Source organism: Streptomyces sp. NPDC037013 (genome assembly GCF_055607265.1).
In genome coordinates this window covers 41,641-61,182 of record NZ_JBVJRV010000005.1, presented here as the reverse complement: position 1 = coordinate 61,182, position 19,542 = coordinate 41,641, and the positions used below count along the sequence as shown (strand labels likewise).

At 71.2% G+C, this 19,542-nt stretch carries 17 protein-coding genes; 12 read left to right on the top strand and 5 right to left on the bottom strand.

Annotated elements, in window-relative coordinates; translation table 11 throughout:
• Positions 1–24: 24 nt before the first annotated feature.
• The 7 genes from ACZ7DY_RS19310 to ACZ7DY_RS19280 all read left to right on the top strand — a co-directional run bounded on the left by ACZ7DY_RS19310 (position 25) and on the right by ACZ7DY_RS19280 (position 6,885).
• A complete protein-coding gene (locus ACZ7DY_RS19310; protein WP_471137685.1) occupies positions 25–762 on the top strand; it encodes a GntR family transcriptional regulator in 738 nt (245 codons plus the stop codon).
• 135 nt (positions 763–897) lie between these two features.
• Complete coding sequence (locus ACZ7DY_RS19305) at positions 898–1,896, top strand: sugar ABC transporter substrate-binding protein (protein WP_471136842.1); 999 nt, start codon at positions 898–900, stop codon at positions 1,894–1,896.
• Between the two features lie 95 nt (positions 1,897–1,991).
• Positions 1,992–3,011: a sugar ABC transporter substrate-binding protein gene (locus ACZ7DY_RS19300; RefSeq protein ID WP_471136840.1), complete on the top strand. Its 1,020-nt coding sequence runs from the start codon at positions 1,992–1,994 to the stop codon at positions 3,009–3,011.
• Positions 3,008–4,063, top strand: a complete 1,056-nt coding sequence (locus ACZ7DY_RS19295; protein ID WP_471136838.1) for an ABC transporter permease — start codon at positions 3,008–3,010, stop codon at positions 4,061–4,063. The genes ACZ7DY_RS19300 and ACZ7DY_RS19295 overlap by 4 nt, the downstream gene beginning before the upstream one ends.
• Entirely contained in the window at positions 4,060–4,887 is an 828-nt protein-coding gene (locus tag ACZ7DY_RS19290) for an ATP-binding cassette domain-containing protein (protein WP_471136836.1), read from the top strand. Before ACZ7DY_RS19295 ends, ACZ7DY_RS19290 begins: the two co-directional genes overlap by 4 nt.
• A 228-nt stretch (positions 4,888–5,115) precedes the next feature.
• Entirely contained in the window at positions 5,116–6,273 is a 1,158-nt protein-coding gene (locus ACZ7DY_RS19285; RefSeq protein ID WP_471136834.1) for an ROK family glucokinase, read from the top strand.
• Positions 6,274–6,885: a sugar kinase gene (locus ACZ7DY_RS19280; protein ID WP_471136832.1), complete on the top strand. Its 612-nt coding sequence runs from the start codon at positions 6,274–6,276 to the stop codon at positions 6,883–6,885. It begins immediately after the preceding gene.
• A gap of 3 nt (positions 6,886–6,888) precedes the next feature.
• On the opposite strand, the gene ACZ7DY_RS19275 is transcribed toward ACZ7DY_RS19280, so the two are convergent.
• Genes ACZ7DY_RS19275 through ACZ7DY_RS19265 form a run of 3 tightly spaced genes read right to left on the bottom strand, consistent with a single transcriptional unit; the run spans position 6,889 to position 9,365 of the window.
• Positions 6,889–7,842 carry an ornithine cyclodeaminase family protein gene (locus ACZ7DY_RS19275; protein WP_471136830.1) on the bottom strand — a complete coding sequence of 318 codons (954 nt, stop codon included), beginning with the start codon at positions 7,840–7,842 and terminating at the stop codon, positions 6,889–6,891.
• Between the two features lie 30 nt (positions 7,843–7,872).
• Complete coding sequence (locus ACZ7DY_RS19270; RefSeq protein WP_471136828.1) at positions 7,873–8,934, bottom strand: zinc-dependent alcohol dehydrogenase family protein; 1,062 nt, start codon at positions 8,932–8,934, stop codon at positions 7,873–7,875.
• An 8-nt stretch (positions 8,935–8,942) separates the two neighbouring features.
• Positions 8,943–9,365 carry a hypothetical protein gene (locus ACZ7DY_RS19265; RefSeq protein WP_471136826.1) on the bottom strand — a complete coding sequence of 141 codons (423 nt, stop codon included), beginning with the start codon at positions 9,363–9,365 and terminating at the stop codon, positions 8,943–8,945.
• A 122-nt stretch (positions 9,366–9,487) separates the two neighbouring features.
• Here ACZ7DY_RS19265 and ACZ7DY_RS19260 point away from each other — a divergent pair, with 122 nt between their 5' ends.
• A complete protein-coding gene (locus ACZ7DY_RS19260) occupies positions 9,488–10,312 on the top strand; it encodes a helix-turn-helix domain-containing protein (protein WP_471136824.1) in 825 nt (274 codons plus the stop codon).
• Positions 10,313–10,552: 240 nt separating this feature from the next.
• Here ACZ7DY_RS19260 and ACZ7DY_RS19255 read toward each other — a convergent pair whose 3' ends face one another.
• Positions 10,553–11,191, bottom strand: a complete 639-nt coding sequence (locus ACZ7DY_RS19255; RefSeq protein WP_471136822.1) for an HD domain-containing protein — start codon at positions 11,189–11,191, stop codon at positions 10,553–10,555.
• 108 nt (positions 11,192–11,299) lie between these two features.
• On the opposite strand from ACZ7DY_RS19255, the gene ACZ7DY_RS19250 reads away from it, so the two are divergent.
• Positions 11,300–12,253 carry a GlxA family transcriptional regulator gene (locus tag ACZ7DY_RS19250; protein ID WP_471136820.1) on the top strand — a complete coding sequence of 318 codons (954 nt, stop codon included), beginning with the start codon at positions 11,300–11,302 and terminating at the stop codon, positions 12,251–12,253.
• A 19-nt stretch (positions 12,254–12,272) separates the two neighbouring features.
• On the opposite strand, the gene ACZ7DY_RS19245 is transcribed toward ACZ7DY_RS19250, so the two are convergent.
• Positions 12,273–12,962: a hypothetical protein gene (locus tag ACZ7DY_RS19245; RefSeq protein ID WP_471136818.1), complete on the bottom strand. Its 690-nt coding sequence runs from the start codon at positions 12,960–12,962 to the stop codon at positions 12,273–12,275.
• A 183-nt stretch (positions 12,963–13,145) separates the two neighbouring features.
• On the opposite strand from ACZ7DY_RS19245, the gene ACZ7DY_RS19240 reads away from it, so the two are divergent.
• The 3 genes from ACZ7DY_RS19240 to ACZ7DY_RS19230 all read left to right on the top strand — a co-directional run bounded on the left by ACZ7DY_RS19240 (position 13,146) and on the right by ACZ7DY_RS19230 (position 19,488).
• Positions 13,146–14,696, top strand: a complete 1,551-nt coding sequence (locus tag ACZ7DY_RS19240; RefSeq protein ID WP_471136816.1) for a sigma-70 family RNA polymerase sigma factor — start codon at positions 13,146–13,148, stop codon at positions 14,694–14,696.
• A 178-nt stretch (positions 14,697–14,874) separates the two neighbouring features.
• Positions 14,875–17,256, top strand: coding sequence for a non-reducing end alpha-L-arabinofuranosidase family hydrolase (locus ACZ7DY_RS19235; protein ID WP_471136814.1), 2,382 nt, complete (start codon positions 14,875–14,877; stop codon positions 17,254–17,256).
• Positions 17,257–17,298: 42 nt separating this feature from the next.
• Complete coding sequence (locus ACZ7DY_RS19230; RefSeq protein WP_471136812.1) at positions 17,299–19,488, top strand: WD40/YVTN/BNR-like repeat-containing protein; 2,190 nt, start codon at positions 17,299–17,301, stop codon at positions 19,486–19,488.
• The last annotated feature ends 54 nt before the right edge of the window (positions 19,489–19,542 follow it).

The following is a 19,542-nucleotide window of genomic DNA, read 5'->3' as shown; positions in this document are numbered from 1 at the left end:
GACAAGCAGGTCCAGGACCTCACCGTGGACCTCCGGCTCGGCGTCGACCGCAGCAGCCCCGTCCCGCTCTACTTCCAGCTGGCCCAGCAGCTAGAGGCGGCCATCGAGCGCGGCGCCCTCACCCCCGGCAGCCTCCTCGGCAACGAGATCGAGCTGGCCGGGCGGCTCGGCCTGTCCCGGCCCACCGTCCGCCAGGCCATCCAGTCCCTCGTCGACAAGGGCCTGCTGGTGCGCCGTCGCGGCGTCGGCACCCAGGTCGTGCACAGCCAGGTCAAGCGCCCCCTGGAGCTCAGCAGCCTCTACGACGACCTGGAGGCCGCGGGCCAGCGCCCCGAGACCCGCGTCCTGCGCAACACCCTCGAACCCGCGTCCGCCGAGATCGCGGCGGCACTCGGGATCGCCGAGGGCGACCCGGTGCACCTCGTCGAGCGGCTCCGGCTCGCCCACGGCGAACCCATGGCCCACCTGCGCAATCACCTGCCCCCCGGGCTCCTGGACCTCGACAGCGCCCACCTGGAGGCCACCGGCCTCTACCGCCTGATGCGCGCCGCGGGCCACACCCTGCACAGCGCGCGCCAGTCCGTCGGGGCCCGCGCCGCCACCGCCGGGGAGGGCGCGCTGCTCGCCGAGCCCGCCGGCGCCCCGCTGCTCACGATGCGGCGCACCACCTTCGACGACACGGGCCGCCCGGTCGAGTACGGCTCGCACGTCTACCGGGCGGCGCGCTACTCCTTCGAGTTCCAGCTCCTCGTACGGCCGTGACCGGGACGGCCGCGGCTCCCCCGGAGGCCGTAACAGTCGTCAGAATGTTCAGACAATTCCATTGACGCTTCCGCGCACCCCCCGCTAGAACTCCTCAAGCCGCACCCGGGCGGCCGGAGGAAGAGGGTGGTTCACATGCGCACATTCCGCACGGTGAAGGGCGTCACGGCCTGTCTGGCGGTGATCGCGCTCGCCGCAGGCTGCAGCAGCTCCGGCGGCAAGGACGACGAGGACACGTCGGGCGGCGGCGGAGGCGGCAAGGGGGTGAACACACCCCGGCTCAAGATCGCGATGGTCACGCACTCCGGCGAGGGCGACACCTTCTGGGACATCGTCCGCAGCGGCGCCCAGCAGGCGGCGCGCAAGGACAACGTCCAGTTCCTCTACGCCAACGACAAGGAGGCCAAGGGCCAGGCCGAGCTCGTCCAGTCCTTCGTCGACAAGAAGGTCGACGGAATCGTCGTGACCCTGGCCAAGCCCGAGGCCATGCGTTCCGTGCTCGCCAAGGCGAAGGCCGCCGGGATACCGGTCGTCACGATCAACTCGGGCGGCGAGTTCTCGGCGAAGTTCGGCGCGCTCAGCCACATAGGCCAGGACGAGTCCGTGGCGGGCGAGGCGGTCGGCGAGGAGCTGAACAAGCGCGGCAAGAAGAAGGCCCTCTGCGTCATCCACGAACAGGGCAACGTCTCCCTCGAACAGCGCTGCGCCGGCGTCAAGAAGACCTTCGAAGGCTCGGTGGAGAACCTCAACGTCGAGGGGACCAACGCGCCCGGCGCCCAGTCCTCCATCAGCGCGAAGCTCCAGGCCACCAAGGGCATAGACGCCGTCGTCACGCTCGGCGCGCCCATCGCCGCCTACTCGGTGAAGGCCAAGGACGAGGCGGGGAGCAAGGCCGAGGTCGACACGTTCGACCTGAACGCCGAGGTCGTCAAGCGGCTCAAGGCCAAGGAGGTCGGCTTCGCCGTCGACCAGCAGCCCTACCTCCAGGGCTACCTCTCCGTCGACGAACTGTGGCTCTACAAGACCAACGCCAACACCCTGGGCGGCGGCAAGCCCGTCCTCACCGGACCCGCGATCGTCACCGAGAAAGACGTGCCGAAGCTGGAGAAGTACACCGCTCGCGGTACCCGATGACCACATGCGTGATCCGCGTGGTCGATACTTGGGCGGCTGGGGCCGGGGATCCGGACCGGCCGCACAGGGCAGCAGAGCAAGAAGGGCACGGCGTCGTGGCAAGGGTGAAGACAGGGGTACGTGCGGTGGGCGCCGCGCTGGTCGCGGTGCTCGGCGTCACCGCCGGACTGACCGGATGCAGCAGCACCGGGGGCAAGCGGGCGGAGGACGCCCGTGAGGCCGCCGCGGCCGGCGGCAAGGCCGCGGTGAACACGCCGCGCTGGACCTTCGGCATGGTCACCCACTCGGGCGATGGCGACACCTTCTGGGACATCGTCCAGGAAGGCGCCGAACAGGCGGCCCGCAAGGACAACATCAAGTTCCTGTACTCCCACAACGCCGAGGCCCAGCAGCAGGCCCAGCTCGTGGACTCGTACATCGACAAGAAGGTCGACGCGATCATCGTCAGTCTCGCCAAGCCCGACGCGATGAAGGGCGCCCTGGCCCGCGCGAAGAAGGCCGGCATCCCGGTGATCACCGTGAACTCGGGCTCCGCGGAGTCCAAGAAGTTCGGCGCGCTCACCCACATCGGCCAGGACGAGACGATCGCCGGCGAGGCCGTCGGCGAGGAGCTCAACAAGCGCGGCAGGAAGAAGGCGCTCTGCGTCCTGCACGAGCAGGGCAACGTCGGTCACGAGCAGCGCTGCGCGGGCGCCAAGAAGACCTTCCGCGGCACCATGCAGAACCTGTACGTGACCGGCACCAACATGCCCGACGTGCAGTCCTCCATCGAGGCGAAGCTGCAGTCCGACAAGTCGGTCGACGCGGTCGTCACGCTCGGCGCGCCGTTCGCGGACACCGCCGTACAGGCCGCCGACAACGCCGGCAGCAAGGCCGAGGTCGACACCTTCGACCTCAACGAGAAGGTCGCCGCGGGCCTGAAGTCCGGCTCCCTCGGCTTCGCCGTCGACCAGCAGCCCTACCTCCAGGGCTACCAGGCCGTCGACCTGCTCTGGCTGTACAAGTACAACGCCGACGTCCTCGGCGGAGGCAGGCCCGTCCTCACCGGCCCGCAGATCGTCACCAAGGACCAGGCCGGCGAGCTGGAGGAATACGCGAAGCGAGGGACCCGATGACCGCGACAGCACCCGCGCCCACCCCCGACGCCAAGACCGACGAGCGCCTGGTCAAGACCTCGCCGCTGAAGAAGCTGATGGGCCGCCCCGAGCTCGGCTCGGTGGTCGGCGCCATCGCCGTCTTCATCTTCTTCTCGATCGTGGCGGACAGCTTCCTGCAGACCAACAGCCTTGCGACGGTCCTGTACGCGGCCTCGACCCTCGGCATCATGGCGGTGCCGGTGGCGCTGCTCATGATCGGCGGCGAGTTCGACCTGTCGGCGGGCGTGCTCGTGACGACCTCGGCGCTCGTCTCCTCGATGTTCAGCTACCAGATGACGGCGAACGTCTGGGTCGGCGTGGGCGTCTCGCTCCTGGTCACACTCGCCGTCGGCGTCTTCAACGGCGTGATGCTGACCCGTACGGACCCGCCGAGCTTCATCATCACGCTCGGCACGTTCCTGATGCTGACCGGTATGAACCTCGGCTTCACCAAGCTGATCAGCGGCACGGTCTCCACCAAGTCGATCTCCGACATGGAGGGCTTCTCCTCCGCCAAGAAGGTCTTCGCCTCCACGATCCCCGTCGGCGACGTCGACTTCAAGATCACCATCGTCTGGTGGCTCGCCCTGATCGCGGTCGCCACCTGGATCCTGCTGCGCACCCGCGTCGGCAACTGGATCTTCGCGGTCGGCGGTGGCGAGGACGCGGCCCGCGCGGTCGGCGTCCCGGTCGCCAAGACCAAGATCGGCCTGTACATGGGCGTCGCCTTCGGCGCCTGGATCTCCGGGCAGCACCTGCTGTTCAGCTACGACACCGTGCAGTCCGGCGAGGGCGTCGGCAACGAGCTGATCTACATCGTCGCGGCCGTCATCGGCGGCTGCCTCATCACCGGCGGCTACGGCTCGGCGGTCGGCGCGGCCGTCGGGGCGCTGATCTTCGGCATGGTCAGCAAGGGCATCGTCTTCGCCGAGTGGAACTCGGACTGGTTCAAGTTCTTCCTCGGCGTGATGCTGCTCCTGGCGACCCTGCTCAACCACTGGGTCCGCAAGCGCGCGGAGGCGACGAAGTGACCACGGACACGACGAAGAACGACGCCGTCCCCGAGGGCGGGCGCACGCCCCTCGTCGAGCTGGACGACGTCAGCAAGTACTACGGCAACATCCGTGCGCTCGAAGGCGTCTCCCTGGAGGTGCACGCGGGCGAGATCTCCTGCGTCCTCGGCGACAACGGCGCGGGCAAGTCCACCCTCATCAAGATCATCGCGGGGCTGCACCGGCACGACGCGGGCACCTTCCGCATCGAGGGCGAGGACACCAGGCTCGGCTCCCCGCGCGAGGCACTCGACCTGGGCATCGCCACGGTCTACCAGGACCTCGCCGTGGTGCCCCTGATGCCGGTCTGGCGGAACTTCTTCCTCGGCTCCGAGCCGACGAAGGGCACCGGACCCTTCCGGCGCATGGACGTCGACCTCATGCGCCGGACGACCCGCGCCGAGCTGCTGCGCATGGGCATCGACCTGCGCGACGTGGACCAGCCCATCGGCACGCTCTCCGGAGGCGAGCGCCAGTGCGTGGCCATCGCGCGGGCCGTCTACTTCGGCGCGAAGGTCCTCGTCCTCGACGAGCCGACGGCCGCGCTCGGCGTCAAGCAGTCCGGTGTCGTCCTGAAGTACGTCGCCGCGGCGCGGGACCAGGGCCTCGGCGTGGTCCTGATCACGCACAACCCGCACCATGCGTACCTGGTCGGGGACCGGTTCGTCCTCCTCAAGCGCGGCACGATGTTCGGCAGCTACGCACGTGCCGAGGTCACCCTCGACGAGCTGACCCGCCAGATGGCGGGCGGCTCCGAACTGGACGACCTCCGCCACGAACTGGAGGGCCGAGGCCCAGCCTGACGGCTGGGGTGGGCCCCGTAAGGGGCGCGGGGAACTGCGCGACCGGCCACGACGCACCCGCAGTCGCGTCCCCTCGCTCGCCGCGCAGGCGCGTCTGCGGCTTTTCGCGGGCCGAGCGCACAGTTCCCCCGCGCCCCTGGGGTACCCGGGGCCAGGGCACCGGGAATGGTCCCCCGCCCCGGGGTCCCGTTGTGCGCGCCCCCGCGAGCGTGAGGCAGAATCGCCGCAATGAGCACCTACCGCGACCTCGCGCACCGCGGCTCCGCCCGAGCCACCGTCCTGCGGACCGTGGGCACGCGTGAACGCCGATCCCATCTGACGGCCCCCCGCGTCAACACCGTCGGCATCGACATCGGTGGCACCAAGGTGATGGCGGGCGTCGTCGACCCCGACGGCACCATCCTGGAGACCCTCCGCACGGAGACCCCGGACAAGTCGAAGAGCCCCAAGGTCGTCGAGGACACCATCATCGAGCTGGTCCTCGACCTCTCCGACCGGCACGACGTGCACGCCGTGGGCATCGGCGCGGCCGGCTGGGTGGACGCGGACCGCAACCGCGTGCTCTTCGCCCCCCACCTGTCCTGGCGCAACGAACCCCTGCGCGACCGCATCTCCGGCCGCCTCGCGGTCCCGGTGATGGTCGACAACGACGCCAACACCGCCGCCTGGGCGGAGTGGCGCTTCGGCGCGGGCCGCGGCGAGGACCACCTCGTCATGATCACCCTCGGCACCGGCATCGGCGGCGCGATCCTGGAGGACGGCGCCGTCAAGCGCGGCAAGTTCGGCGTGGCCGGCGAGTTCGGCCACATGCAGGTCGTCCCGGGCGGCCACCGCTGCCCGTGCGGCAACCGCGGCTGCTGGGAGCAGTACAGCTCCGGCAACGCGCTGGTCCGCGAGGCCCGCGAGCTCGCCGCCGCCGACTCCCCGGTCGCGTACGGCATCATCGAGCGCGTCAAGGGCAACGTCCCCGACATCACCGGGCCGCTCATCACCGAGCTGGCCCGCGAGGGTGACGCGATGTGCGTCGAGCTCCTCCAGGACATCGGCCAGTGGCTCGGCGTCGGCATCGCCAACCTCGCCGCCGCCCTCGACCCCTCCTGCTTCGTGATCGGCGGCGGCGTCAGCGCCGCCGACGACCTGCTGATCGGCCCGGCCCGCGACGCCTTCCGCCGCCACCTCACCGGCCGCGGCTACCGTCCCGAGGCCCGGATCGCCCGCGCCCAGCTCGGCCCCGAGGCCGGCATGGTGGGCGCCGCCGACCTGGCCCGGCTGGTCGCCCGCCGCTTCCGCCGCGCCAACCGGCGCCGCGTGGAGCGCTACGAACGTTACGAGCGCTACGCAGAGGCGCGCCGCACCAACGACCGCACCTCCCAGGGAACCCCGTAGATGACCGTGCCCCGCCAGCCCTCGTCCCCGGACCTCCCCGGCACCCCCGGGCCGCCGGACCGCGACGGGGGCAAGGCCCGCAAGACAGAGGACCGCCGCCACATGATCCGCCGCCGCTGGCTAACGGCGATCATCATCGTGCTGCTCATCGGCGTCCCCGCCGGCTACCTGGTGATCTCCGCGAACCAGAGCCGCAACAGCGGCCGCGACAAGGAGGACAAGTACTCGGCGACCGGCCTCACCGCCGGCTGGCCCTCCCGGGTGCAGCGCCGTCTGTACGAGGTCCCGGTCCAGCCGTACTCCGAAGAGGTCGCGTACTACGAGACGAACAACTGGCGCACCAGCCGTCTCTACGTCCAGTTCCTGACCAGCAACGAAGGCCTGCGCAGGTTCCTCACGCAGATCGGCACCACCGAGGACAAGCTGAAGCGCGACGACATCACGATCAGCGAGCGCGACCGGAACGTCGTCGGCTGGGAGTTCACCGGGCCGGGCCCCTGGTCCGGCCTCACGCACCGGAAGAAGGACCCGAAGCCGACGCTGGACGTCGTCGTGGACCGCTCGAACGCACAGCACCCGATGATCTACATCGTGTCGACGACCACGCCCTGACCCTCACCGGGCGGCCGCCCACCCCTCGTACACGGCGGCCGCCACGGCCAGGTCCTCCCAGGCCATCCCGGCGGACTTGAACAGCCGGGGCCGCCCCTCCACCGGCGTCACCTCGCCCCGTACCAGCGCGTCCAGCGTGTGCAGCCCCTCCATCGCGAAGGCCCCCTCGGCCGCCGCGAGCACCAGGTCGCCGCACTCCCGCGCGGCCACCTCCCGGGACTCCGCGACGACGGTGGCCCGGCCCACCAGCCGGGCGTCGACCTCGCGGGCATCCGGCTCGTGCGAGCCGACCGCGACGACCGTCGCGTGGTCGGCCGGCAGCGAGCCGTCGAAGAGCGGCTCGCGCGCAGTGGTGCAGCAGCAGATCACGTCGGCCCGCGCCACGGCGTCCGGGGCCGCCGCGGCGGCGGAGAGCCCGGCGGCGCGGCAGCGCTCGACGAAGGCGGCCACCCGGTCCGCGTTCCGGGCGACGACGTCGACGTGGCGCACCGAGGGCCGTACCGCGCGTACCGCGTCCACGTGCCCCCACGCCTGCGGCCCCGTCCCGAAGACGAGCAGCCGCTCGGCGTCCGGGACCGCCAGCCGCCCGACCGCCACCCCGGAGACCGCGGGGGTGCGCAGCGAGGTCAGCGCGATGCCGTCCAGGAGGGCCAGCGGCGTGTGGGTCAGGCCGTCCAGGAGGAGGTACAGCCCCTGGACGCGGGGCAGCCCGCGCTCCGCGTTGCCCGGCGTGACCGTGGCGACCTTCACGCCGGTGTACGACGGCGTGGCCGAAGGCATCAGGAGCAGCTGGCCCCCTGGCACGTCCACGACACCGCGGGGCGGCTCCGCGGCCGGGTCGAGCCCGGCGGCGAGGACGCCCTCCAGTGCGTCGACGGCGGCGGCCATGGGGACGAGTCGGGCCATGGCCGCGGCGTCGAGGTGGGGCGTGGCGGGGGAGGAGGCCGGTGTGCTCATGCGGGTTCCCTGCCCCGCCCCCGGGCGCCCCTACCTGATCTTGATGACCGTTTTTCCGAACGGACCGGTCGATTCGTAGTACCGGTACGCCTCGGCGGCCTCCTCGAAAGGGAACACCCGGTCGATGACCGGGCGGAGCCGGTGCGCGGTGATGGCCTCGTTCATCCGGATGAACTGGGCCCGGCTGCCGACGGCAAGCGCCCGGACCGTGGCGGCGACGCCGAACAGCAGCCGGGGGTCGACCGGCGGCCAGTCGCCGGAGACGGACCCGACGAGGGCGACGTGCCCGTCGACGGCGACCGACTTCAGCGACTGCTCCAGCGTCCCCGCGGTGTCCACGACCCGGTCGACCCCGCGCCCCGACGTGAGTTCGCGGGCGGCGGCGTGCCAGTCGGGAGTGTCCCGGTAGTTGATCACCTCGTCGGCGCCCAGATCACGCAGCCGCCGCTCCTTGTCCGCGCGCCCCGTCGTGGCGATCACCTTCGCGCCCAGGAGCTTCGCGAACTGCACCGCGAACAGGGACACGCCGCCCGAGCCCGTCGCCAGCACGCTCTGCCCGCGCCGCACCCCGCGGCCGTCGCCGGTCAGGGCGTTCCACGCCGTGACGGCGGTGCAGGGAAGGGTCGCCGCCTCGGCGTACGAGAGGTGCTCGGGGATGTGTACGAGGGCCTCCGCCGGGACGATGGCCAGCTCGGTGAGCATGCCGTCGAGCGAGCCGCCGAGCTGCGGCAGATACGCCGGTTCCAGCGGGCCGTCCAGCCACTTAGGGAACAGCGTGGCGCTGACCCGGTCGCCCGGCCGCACCCGCCGGACGCCCGGCCCGACGGCGACGACCTGACCGGCACCGTCCGACACCGGTATGACGTCGGGTCTGACGGGGAGCACGTACTGCCCCCGGAGCACGAGGAGTTCGCGGAAGCTGAGGGAGGCGGCGTGGACCGCCACGGCGACCTCCCCCTCCCCGGGCGGGCGTGGCGCGTGGGTGCGCAGGGTGAGGGCGTCGAGGCCGCCGCCCTCGCCGAGGTGGTAGCTGCGCACCGTCGAGGGAAGCGCTCCGCCGGTCGTCGTGGTCATGGAGGTCATGGCGGTCATCGAGATCATCACCCTTCGATGAACTGGTAGTCGCTGACGATGCGGCCGTCGGCGTCGAGCATGACGATCTCCAGCCCCGCGCCGGCGACTTCGCCGCCGTCCTTGGGGGCCATCTCCCAGTTGAACTTGACGACGTAGTGGAGTCTGTCGGCGTTGCCGCGCGAGGTGAAGGTGAAGCCGCCGGGCGCGACGAACTCCTCGTGGGCTCGTGTCACCCGGTACTCCAACGCCCGGTGCCCGCGCGCCTCCAGGGCGAGACGGTCGAAACCGAGACCGGCGGCGGTCTCCGCCATCTCCTTGGGCGGCTGCAGTACGTGAACCGCGTCGGCGGACCACAGCTCGTGGATCGCGGCGCGGCGGCGCTCCGCGTCGGGCTCGTTCCACACGGCGACGTAACGGCGGGCGAAGTCCTGGATGTCCATCTCGGTCATGACCGTTCCTCTCGGTCGCCACGGGGTGTGGCGTCTGGCAACAACCGTGCCGGGAGCGCCTGTTGCGCGACAATTCCCCGCAGGGAATCGCCGACGGTGCCCGCGTGGGTTACACAGGAGGCATGATCAGTGAGACGACCACGGACGGGCTCCCCCGCGCGCTGCGCGAGTGGCGCACCCGGCGCCGCGTCAGCCAGTTGGAGCTCGCCACGCGCGCCGGCACCACCCAACGCCACGTCAGCTTCATCGAGAGCGGCCGGTCGGCCCCCGGCAGGTCGGTGATCATCCGGCTGGCCGAAGCCCTGGAGGTGCCGATCCGCGAGCGCAACGCCCTGCTTCTCGCGGCCGGTTTCGCGCCGGCCTACCCGCAGACCCGCCTGGACGACCCCCGGCTCGAACCGGTCCGGGCCGCACTCGAACGGATCCTGCGCGGCCACCTGCCGTACCCGGCGGTGGTGGTCGAACGGAACGGCGACCTCGTCTCGGCCAACACCGCCTTCCACGCGCTCACCGCAGGCGTCGCCCCCCAACTGCTCGTACCGCCGGTGAGCGTCCCCCGGGTCCTGCTGCACCCGCAGGGCCTCGCGCCCCGCATCATCAACCTCGACGAGTGGGCGTGGCACATCGTCGACAGCGTCCGGGCCGAGAGCGAGCGCAACCCGGACGACCGGGTCCGGCGCCTCGCCGACGAACTCACCGATCTCGCGCCACCGCGCCCGCGCGACTCACCGCACCACCTCGGCTTCGCCGTCCCGCTGCGCCTGCGACCGCACGACCCGGACGACGACCGCGAGTTGACGCTGATCACCACCCTCACCCACTTCGGCACCGCGGTAGACGTCACCATCGCGGAACTGCGCCTGGAGGCATTCCTGCCGGCCGACGAGACGACGAGCACCATGCTCACCGAACTCACCGAGCGGGCGGCGAGCGAGAGGGGGCAGTGATGGCCACTCGATCGCATCCCCCAGTCAGGGAGATGAGAGCCAAGAACTGGGCATGGGGCAGTTTCGGCGCGGCAAGTCTGCTGAACCTCGTCGCAGTGAACGCTGACCTTGACGGCCCGCTCTGGTTCGCACTTCGGGCCGTCGTCTCGGTCGTGTTCACCATCGCCCTGGCGACTTTCCTGGTGCTCAGGGTGCGGCGGTTCCGAGCGCGACGACGAGACCGAGCCGGGTCGTGATCTGTTACTCGGGCCACGCCGAGTTCTTGATGACCTCGACGAAGTCGCCGCGGACGAAGTCGGGTACGTAGTGGGCGAGTACGTCGGCCTTGACGTTGCCGAACGTCGTGTCGGGGCGGTCCTTGATGCCCTCGGTGAACGCGGACAGGATGCGGTTCTTGAAGTCGGGGCGGGGGTGGGCCTGCACCACGGCCGCGCGCTGTTCGTCGGAGATCGCGTGGTAGCCGAGGCCCAGTACGTCCAGTTCGACTCCCCGGGTCACCAGGGCGACTTCGGGGTCCATGTGCAGCGGGATCTCCGGCGTGGTGTGCAGGGCGATCGCCGTCCAGACCCGGTCGGCCTCCGCGCCGGTGATGCCGTTGGCGTGCAGGAACCGCCGTGCCTCGTCGGCGCCGTCGATCTCGAAGCGCTGGTCGGTGCGGCGGAACCGCTCGGTCAGCCCCAGGTCGTGGAACATCGCCCCGACGTACAGCAGTTCCGGATCGAACGCGAGTCCCTCTTCGCGTCCGCGCAGCGAGCCCCAGATGAACACGCGCCGGGAGTGGTCGAACAGCAGCGGTGAGGCCGCTTCACGGACCAGCTCGGTGGCCTCCCGGGCCAGCGCGCTGTCCGGGATCCGTACGCCCGCGATCGTTTCGCTCATGATCTCCACTTCCACTTCCTCGTCCGGCGGTCCGACTGCCCTTCCAGGGTCGCCGGGCGCGTAGCATGGCGCCATGTCCTTTCTGACAGCCAAACCACAGATTCAGACATGACGCATCGCGTGGGCTTCGTGGTGTTCGACGGCGTGACCATGCTGGACGTCAGCGGCCCCGCGGAGGTCCTGCACCAGGCGGGCCGCTTCGTCCACCCCTACGACCTGGTCCTGGTCTCCCCGTCCGGGGGAGAGGTGAGGACCTCGACCGGCATGCCGCTGAGCGGCACGGTGACGGCCGCCGAGGCAGGCCGGGTCGACACGGTGCTCGTGGCCGGCGGCGACCGCCTGGCCGAGCGGCCGGTGGACGCGGAGCTGCTGGCGACCACCCGCGCCCTGGCCGCGCGGGCGGACCGGGTCGCCTCCGTGTGCACCGGCGCCTTCGTCCTGGCCGGACTAGGCCTGCTCGACGGGCGCCGGGCCACCACGCACTGGCGGCACGCCGGTACCCTCGCCCACCGCCACCCCGCTGTGCGCGTCGAGCCCGACGCGATCCACGTCCGCGACGGCCGCTTCATCACCTCCGCGGGCATCAGCGCGGGCATCGACCTGACCCTGGCCCTGGTCGAGGACGACCACGGAGCCGACGCGGCCCGCCGCATCGCACGCGAACTCGTCGTCTTCCTGCAACGTCCGGGCGGACAGTCGCAGTTCACCACGGCCACCACCCCGCCCGCGCGCAACGACCTCCTGCGCACCCTGGTCGACTCCGTGCTGGCCGATCCCGCCGCCGACCACAGCCTGCCGTCCATGGCCCAGGCCGTGGCAGTCAGCCCCCGGCACCTGACCCGGCTGTTCCACTCCGAGCTGGGCACCACCCCCGCCCGCTGGGTCGAACGGGTCCGTCTGGACCGCGCCCAGCAACTCCTCCTCGACGGGCACAGCGTCACCTCGGCGGCCCGGCGCAGCGGACTGGGCAGCGACGAGACCCTCCGCCGCGCCTTCCTCCGCCACCTCGGCGTCACCCCCACCGCCTACCGCCGGCGCTTCACCACCACCGGCACGTCCTGAACGCCGGTTCCGCGCCCGCTCACTTCTCGGCCGCGGCCCGCTCCTGCGTGGCCGTGACCGTCGGGGACTTCCCGTCCTGGAGCTGCTGGAGACGCTTCAGCGTCGCGCCGAGCAGGGCCTGAGCCCCCGCGGGGTCGCCGCCGGTGTTGCCGTCGACCTGCACGCGGATGGCGACCTTCCCCGAGCGTGCGTAGCCGTAGACGCTGTCCTCACTGGCGCCGGGGTTGATCACGAGCGTGCTCTCGTCGCCCACGGACGGCTTCGTGGGCTGCTCCTTGCTCTTCTCGTCGCCCTTCCACGCCACGTGCGCGTCGTGCGCGTCCTCGGCCGTCTTGAAGAGGCAGATGTGCACCTCGGCCATGTTGAGCGTGGAGCCGTTGTACTCGTACGAGGCGTCGCTGCCCCGGGCCCACCCCTTCGGCACGGAGTCGTCCCCCGAGCGGTTGCAGTACTGCCCGTCCGTCGCCTCCTTGGTGCCGTGCACGGTGTACCCCGGAAGAACCTCGCCGTCGCCCGGCACGGCCCGGGTGAGCTCCGCCTGGGTGAGGTCCTTCGTGATCGGCTTCGGGGCCGGTGAGGAGACTTTCTTGTGGTCGCCCCGGGGGCCGGCGGCGGAGCCCGGGTCGTCACCGCCGGAGGAACAGGCGGTGAGGGCGGTCAGCCCGAGGAGTACGAGAGCGGCGGCAGGGGCGAGGCGTACACGTGACATGGGCAGAGCTTATCCAGCATGATCATGAACCTGCCGGGCCGGCGGGCTCAGAACCGGGCACGCGGCGGCGCCGTACAGCCTCGACCAGTGGCGGTGTGTGGTGCCGACTGCGGACCGGCGCTCCGTGGCGTGGGGGGTGACTCCGTGGTCCACACGGTTAGGGTGTGGCGCCGTACTCGGCGGATGACTTCCCCGGAAGAGATGGGACCGGTGCTCATGGACGCGGATCACGTGCGGCTGGTCGTCGCGGCGCAGCGCGGTGACCGGCGGGCGCGCGAGGAGCTCGTCTCCGCGTATCTGCCGTTGTTGTACAACATCGTCGGACGGGCCCTGAGCGGCCATGCCGACGTGGACGACGTGGTCCAGGAGACCCTGCTGCGCGCGGTGCGCGATCTGCCCGCGCTGCGGGCCCCGGAGAGTTTCCGGGCGTGGCTGGTGTCGATCACGCTCCGGCAGGTCAACACGTACTGGCAGCGGCAGCGCACCCTCGCCGACCGGACCACGCTCCTCGACGAGGCGCTCCCGGTGCCCGACGCCGCCGCCCCGCTGGAGGACGCGACGATCCTGCGGCTGCGCATGTCGGACGAGCGCGGTCAGGCGGTCGAAGCCGGTCGTTGGCTCGACGCGGAACACCGGGTGCTCCTTTCGCTGTGGTGGCAGGAGTGCGCCGGGCTGCTCAGCCGCCAGGACATCGCCGACGCGACGGGGAGCAGCGTCGCCCACACCGGCGTCCGCCTGCACCGCATGCGCGAGCAGTTGGAACTGAGCCGGACGATCGTCGCCGCGCTGGCTGCCGAACCGAGATGTCCGGGGCTCGCCGCGACCGTCTCCGGATGGGACGGCACGCGAACGTCCGTGTGGCGCAAACGGATTGCCCGGCACATACGCGACTGCGCGAGATGTGCGGGGACGGGTGCCGAGCGGGTGCCGGCCGAGTTGCTCCTGGCCGACCTCGCGCCGCTGGCCGTGCCGGCGGTGCTCGTCGGGTCGCTGATCGCGAAGGGCCTGCTGTCGGGTACGACGGTGACGGCGGCAGCGACCGCGAGCGCCGCGGGTACGACGGCAAAGGGCGGCGTCCTGGTCGGCAAGCTCCAAGCGGTGACCGCCCATCCGATCGCGGCTCTCGCCACGGGCGCGGTGCTCGTCACCGGGACCGCTGCGTACGTCGCCTGGCCGGAACCGGAACACCGGGCGCCCGGTGCCGTCGCCGCGCCGACGGCCCGTACGGCCACCACAGCTCCGTCGGCCACGCCGCCTCCGCCGAGCACGCCGTCTCCGTCGATCACCCCGTCGCAGTCGCAGTCGCCGTCGCCGTCGGGTCCGGCCGTGGTTCCGCTGGGCTTACGGGCCCTCGAGTCCGTGGACCGGCCCGGCCAATTCCTCACGTACGACGGGGACGTCGCGACGCTCGGCAGTGTTGCGGCCACCTTCACCGTCGGCAAGGGCCTCGCCGACGACCGGTGCGTCACGTTCCGGGCGGCCGACGGCCGGTACCTGCGCCACTCCTATCTGCGGCTGCGGCTGAGCGCCGACGACGGCAGCCGGCTGTTCCGGGAGGACGCCACCTTCTGCCCGCGCCCCGGGACGGCCGACGGATCGGTGACGCTGCACGCGCACAACTACCCGGGTTCCGCCCTGCGCCCCCGCGACGGATCGATCCGCCTCGACGGCTCCAACGGCACGCGTGCCTTCACCGGTCAGGCCTCCTTCGTCGTCCGCGCGCCGATGAGGTGAGGGCGCGGGCCCGCCGACTTCGGAACAGGGCCCCGCATTACGCTTTTCCGCTGCGAGATCCCTCACTGCGTGGGCGCGCGCTTTTTTCGTTACGCCGTCCCGCCTTCCCCAGCCTCCTCTTCAGGGGTGCCCTTCACCGGCGTTCCCCGTGACCTGTTCCCTGAAGAAGGCGACTTCCATGACCAGACACACCGCCGAGCCCCGCAAGGGCCTGCACCGGCTCCGCAGGCCCCGTAGGGCGCTGGCGATCGGGCTGACCGGCTCCGCGCTGGTGGCCGGTGCTCTCACGCTGCTCCCGGGCTCCGCCGGGGCCGCGGGCCTGGAGGCCGAGGCGTCCTCGTCGGGCCGGTACTTCGGCACCGCGCTGGCCGCGGGGCGGCTGAGCGACTCGACGTACACGTCGATCGCCGACCGGGAGTTCAACATGATCACCCCGGAGAACGAGATGAAGTGGGACGCGGTCGAGCCGTCCCGAGGGAGCTTCCGGTTCGCGGCCGCCGACAGGATCGTCGGCCGGGCCCTGGAGCACGGCCAGCGGCTGCGCGGCCACACCACGGTGTGGCACTCGCAGCTGCCGGACTGGGTGAAGGCGATCAACGACCCGAACACCCTGCGCGGCGTCACGAACAACCACATCAAGACCACGATGGGCCGCTACAAGGGCAAGATCTACGCCTGGGACGTCGTCAACGAGGCCTTCCAGGACGGCGGCAGCGGTGCGCTGCGCGAGTCGGTGTTCAAGAAGGTGCTCGGCAGCGGCTTCATCGAGGAGGCGTTCCGCACCGCCCGCGCGGCCGACCCGGCCGCGAAGCTCTGCTACAACGACTACAACATCGAGGACTGGTCGGCCGCCAAGACCCAGGGCGTGTACCGCCTGGTCAAGGACTTCAAGGCGCGCGGCGTCCCCATCGACTGCGTCGGCTTCCAGAGCCACTTCGGGGCGGGCGGCCCGCCGGCGAGCTTCAAGAAGACCCTCGACAGCTTCGCCGCCCTCGGCGTCGACGTGCAGATCACCGAGCTGGACATCGCCCAGGCGTCTCCCACGCACTACGCGAGTGCGGTCAACGCCTGTCTCGGGGTGCGGCGTTGCACCGGCATCACGGTGTGGGGCGTACGCGACAGCGACTCGTGGCGCGCGGACGAGAAGCCGCTGCTCTTCGACGCGGCCGGCAAGCCGAAGCCTGCGTACGATGCCGTCAAGAAGGCGTTCGACGCCGGTTCGGGTACGACCCCGGCCGACCGGGGCGACGGCACCGGCCGGATCAAGGGTGTGGCCTCCGGCCGCTGCATCGAGGTCCCGGGCTCCTCGACGGCCAACGGCACCCAGGTACAGCTGGGGGACTGCGACGGGCAGTCCCACCAGAGCTGGACGCACACCGCCGCCAAGCAGCTGAAGGTGTTCGGCGACAAGTGCCTGGACGCGAAGGAGAAGGGCACGGCGAACGGCACCGAGGCGGTCATCTGGGACTGCAACGGCGGCACGAACCAGCAGTGGAACATCAACACCAACGGTTCGATCTCCGGCGTTCACTCCGGCAAGTGCGTGGACGCGATCGGCGCGGGCACCTCCAACGGCACCAAGCTCCAGCTGTACACCTGCGCGGGCGTCGACAACCAGAAGTGGAGCGCACCCTCCGGGTCAGCGGGTGGCACGTGCGCGCTGCCCGCCACGTACAAGTGGCGTTCGACCGGCGCTCTCGCGCAGCCCGCGAACGGGTGGGCCTCACTGAAGGACTTCACCCACGTCACGTACAACGGCAAGCACCTCGTCTACGGGTCGATGTCGACGGGCACCTCGTACGGCTCGATGGCGTTCGCCCCGTTCACCGACTGGTCCGGCATGGGGACGGCCAAGCAGACGAAGATGAGCCAGAACGCGGTCGCGCCCACCCTCTTCTACTTCGCGCCGAAGAAGATCTGGGTCCTCACGTACCAGTGGGGTGCCTCGCCCTTCAGCTACCGCACCTCGGCCGACCCGACCAACCCCAACGGCTGGTCCGCGCCGCAGCCCCTGTTCACCGGAAAGCTGACCGACCCCGGGACCGGCCCGATCGACCAGACGCTGATCGGCGACGACCAGAACATGTACCTCTTCTTCGCCGGTGACAACGGCAAGATCTACCGGGCGTCCATGCCGATCGGGAACTTCCCCGGCAACTTCGGCTCGTCGTACACGACGGTCATGAGCGACACGGTCAAGAACCTCTTCGAGGCACCGCAGGTCTACAAGGTCCAGGGCCAGAACCAGTACCTGATGATCGTCGAGGCGCGGGGCGCGGGCGAGAACCGCTACTTCCGCTCCTTCACGGCGACCAGCCTGAACGGTACGTGGACCCCGCAGGCCGCCACCGAGTCCAACCCCTTCGCGGGCAAGGCCAACAGCGGCGCGACCTGGACCAACGACATCAGCCACGGCGACCTGATCCGGTCCAACCCGGACCAGACCATGACCGTCGACCCGTGCAATCTGCAGCTGCTCTACCAGGGCAAGTCCCCCAACGCGGACGGCCCTTACGACGCGCTGCCGTACCGGCCCGGTCTTCTGACCCTGCTGCGCTGACCCGTCCCCCAGACAGTCATCCGCAAGGAGCACACCTTCCCCATGAACGTCTCACCCCCCACCCGCACGGGCTCCCGGCGGCGCGGTCTGCACCGTCGCCGCGGGAGCGCCATCGCCCTGCTGCTCGCGGTGCCCGCCGCGGCCGTGCCGTACCTGCTCCTCATGCAGGACGACTCCCAGGCCGCGAAGGCCCGGACGTCAGCGGCAGCACCGTACAAGTGGAGCAACGCGCGGACCGTCGGCGGCGGTTACGTCCCTGGCCTCGTCTTCAACCAGCGTGAGAAGGGCCTGCTGTACGCCCGCACCGACATGGGCGGCGCGTACCGCTGGAACGCCCGTACCGAGGAGTGGATCCCGCTGACCGACTGGCTCGGCGAGAAGGAGTGGAACCTGCTCGGCATCGACTCCCTCGCCACCGACCCCGTCGACCCCGACCGGCTCTACCTCGGCGCGGGCACGTACACCAACGACTGGGCGGGCAACGGCGCGATCCTGAGCTCCACCGACCGGGGCCGCACCTTCCGGCGCACCGAACTGCCCTTCAAAATAGGCGGCAACGAGGACGGCCGCGGCGCCGGTGAACGCCTCGTCGTCGACCCGTCGAACAACTCGAACCTGCTCCTCGGCTCCCGCAAGAACGGGCTGTGGCGCTCCACCGACCACGGCGCGAGCTGGCGTCAGGTCGAGTCCTTCCCGGTCAAGGACGGGGCGGGCAGCGGCGCGGGCATCTCGTTCGTGACGTACGGGCCGAAGGGCAGCGGCATCGTGTACGTCGGTGTCGCCGACAAGTCCACGTCCCTGTACCGGTCGAGCGACTCCGGCGCCACCTGGCAGGCCGTCGCCGGGCAGCCGAAAGGGCAGCTGCCGCAGCACGGTGCCGTGACCGGCGACGGCACGCTCTATGTGACGTACACCGACAACCTCGGGCCCAACGGCGTCACCGGCGGCTCGGTGTGGAAGCACACGCCGGACGGCGGGAGTTGGAAGGACGTGTCCCCCTCGAAGGGCTCGTACGGCTTCTCGGGGCTCGCGGTCGACCCGCGCAAGCCGTCCACGGTGATGGTCACGACGCTGGACCGCTGGTACCCCGAGGACGAGATCTACCGCACCACGGACGGCGGTTCGAGCTGGCAGCCGCTGGCCGGCAAGTCCGTACGGGACGCCTCCGGCGCGCCGTACGTCGGCACCGGCACCGGGCACTGGATGACGGCCCTCGCGATCGACCCGTTCGACTCCGGGCACGTGCTGTACGGCACGGGCAACGGGATCTGGCGGAGCGAGGACGCCGACGCCCCGACGAGCCACTGGACCGTGGGGGCCAAGGGACTCGAGGAGACGGCGATCCTCGACGCCATCGCCCCGCCCGGCGGTGCGACCGTCCTGACCGCCATGGGCGACCAGGGCGGATTCCGCCACACCGATCTGACGCGGGTGCCGTCCGGGCGGATGAAGAACCCGCTGATGAGCAACAGCACCGACATCGACTACGCCGAGTCGAAGCCGTCGGTGATGGCGCGGGTGGGTACGGGCGGCAAGCAGGACGGCGCCTACTCCACCGACGGCGGCGTCACCTGGCGGGGCTTCGCCGCCGAACCGGTGGCCGGCGCCCACAGCGGCCGTATCGCCCTCGCGGCGGACGGCTCCACACTCGTATGGACCCAGGCCGGGCAGCCCCCGTACCGCTCGACGGACAACGGTGCGACCTGGACGAAGGTGCGGGGGCTCGGCACGGGGGCAGAGGTCGTCGCCGACCGCTCCTCGGCCCGCACCTTCTACTCCCTGACCGGCGGCACCCTCCACGCCAGCACCGACGGCGGCGCGACCTTCACCGCCCGCGCGGCCGGCCTGCCCGCCGACGGCCGCCTCAAGGCCGTGCCGGGCCGGGCCGGCGACCTGTGGATCGCGGGCGGCGGCAAGGGCCTGCTCCACTCCACGGACGGCGGCGGCACGTTCACCCGGCTCACCTCGGTGACGTCCGCGTCGGCGATCGGCTTCGGCAAGGCGGCGCCGCACGCCTCGTACCAGACGCTGTACCTGATCGGCACGGTCAAGGGCGTCACCGGCGTCTTCCGCTCCACCGACATAGGCGCCACCTGGACCCGCGTCAACGACCAGGCGCACCAGTGGGGCGCCACCGGCAGCCAGGGCGTCGTCACCGGCGCCCCCGACACCTACGGCCGCGTCTACATCGGCACCAACGGCCGCGGCCTCCAGTACGGCGACCCGTCCTGATCCCCGCGCATCATCCGTGACAGCGGGCCGTCCCCCTGGCCGAGGTGACATCAG

Bases quoted from the DNA above. Each gene is read 5' to 3' on its own strand.
- ACZ7DY_RS19255 (WP_471136822.1), bottom strand. From the start codon at position 11,191: ATGAGCGAAACGATCGCGGGCGTACGGATCCCGGACAGCGCGCTGGCC.
- ACZ7DY_RS19230 (WP_471136812.1), top strand. From the start codon at position 17,299: ATGAACGTCTCACCCCCCACCCGCACGGGCTCCCGGCGGCGCGGTCTG.
- ACZ7DY_RS19275 (WP_471136830.1), bottom strand. From the start codon at position 7,842: ATGAGCACACCGGCCTCCTCCCCCGCCACGCCCCACCTCGACGCCGCG.
- ACZ7DY_RS19245 (WP_471136818.1), bottom strand. From the start codon at position 12,962: ATGTCACGTGTACGCCTCGCCCCTGCCGCCGCTCTCGTACTCCTCGGG.
- ACZ7DY_RS19285 (WP_471136834.1), top strand. From the start codon at position 5,116: ATGAGCACCTACCGCGACCTCGCGCACCGCGGCTCCGCCCGAGCCACC.
- ACZ7DY_RS19240 (WP_471136816.1), top strand. From the start codon at position 13,146: ATGACTTCCCCGGAAGAGATGGGACCGGTGCTCATGGACGCGGATCAC.
- ACZ7DY_RS19270 (WP_471136828.1), bottom strand. From the start codon at position 8,934: ATGACCGCCATGACCTCCATGACCACGACGACCGGCGGAGCGCTTCCC.
- ACZ7DY_RS19260 (WP_471136824.1), top strand. From the start codon at position 9,488: ATGATCAGTGAGACGACCACGGACGGGCTCCCCCGCGCGCTGCGCGAG.
- ACZ7DY_RS19250 (WP_471136820.1), top strand. From the start codon at position 11,300: ATGACGCATCGCGTGGGCTTCGTGGTGTTCGACGGCGTGACCATGCTG.
- ACZ7DY_RS19280 (WP_471136832.1), top strand. From the start codon at position 6,274: ATGACCGTGCCCCGCCAGCCCTCGTCCCCGGACCTCCCCGGCACCCCC.
- ACZ7DY_RS19295 (WP_471136838.1), top strand. From the start codon at position 3,008: ATGACCGCGACAGCACCCGCGCCCACCCCCGACGCCAAGACCGACGAG.
- ACZ7DY_RS19305 (WP_471136842.1), top strand. From the start codon at position 898: ATGCGCACATTCCGCACGGTGAAGGGCGTCACGGCCTGTCTGGCGGTG.
- ACZ7DY_RS19235 (WP_471136814.1), top strand. From the start codon at position 14,875: ATGACCAGACACACCGCCGAGCCCCGCAAGGGCCTGCACCGGCTCCGC.
- ACZ7DY_RS19265 (WP_471136826.1), bottom strand. From the start codon at position 9,365: ATGACCGAGATGGACATCCAGGACTTCGCCCGCCGTTACGTCGCCGTG.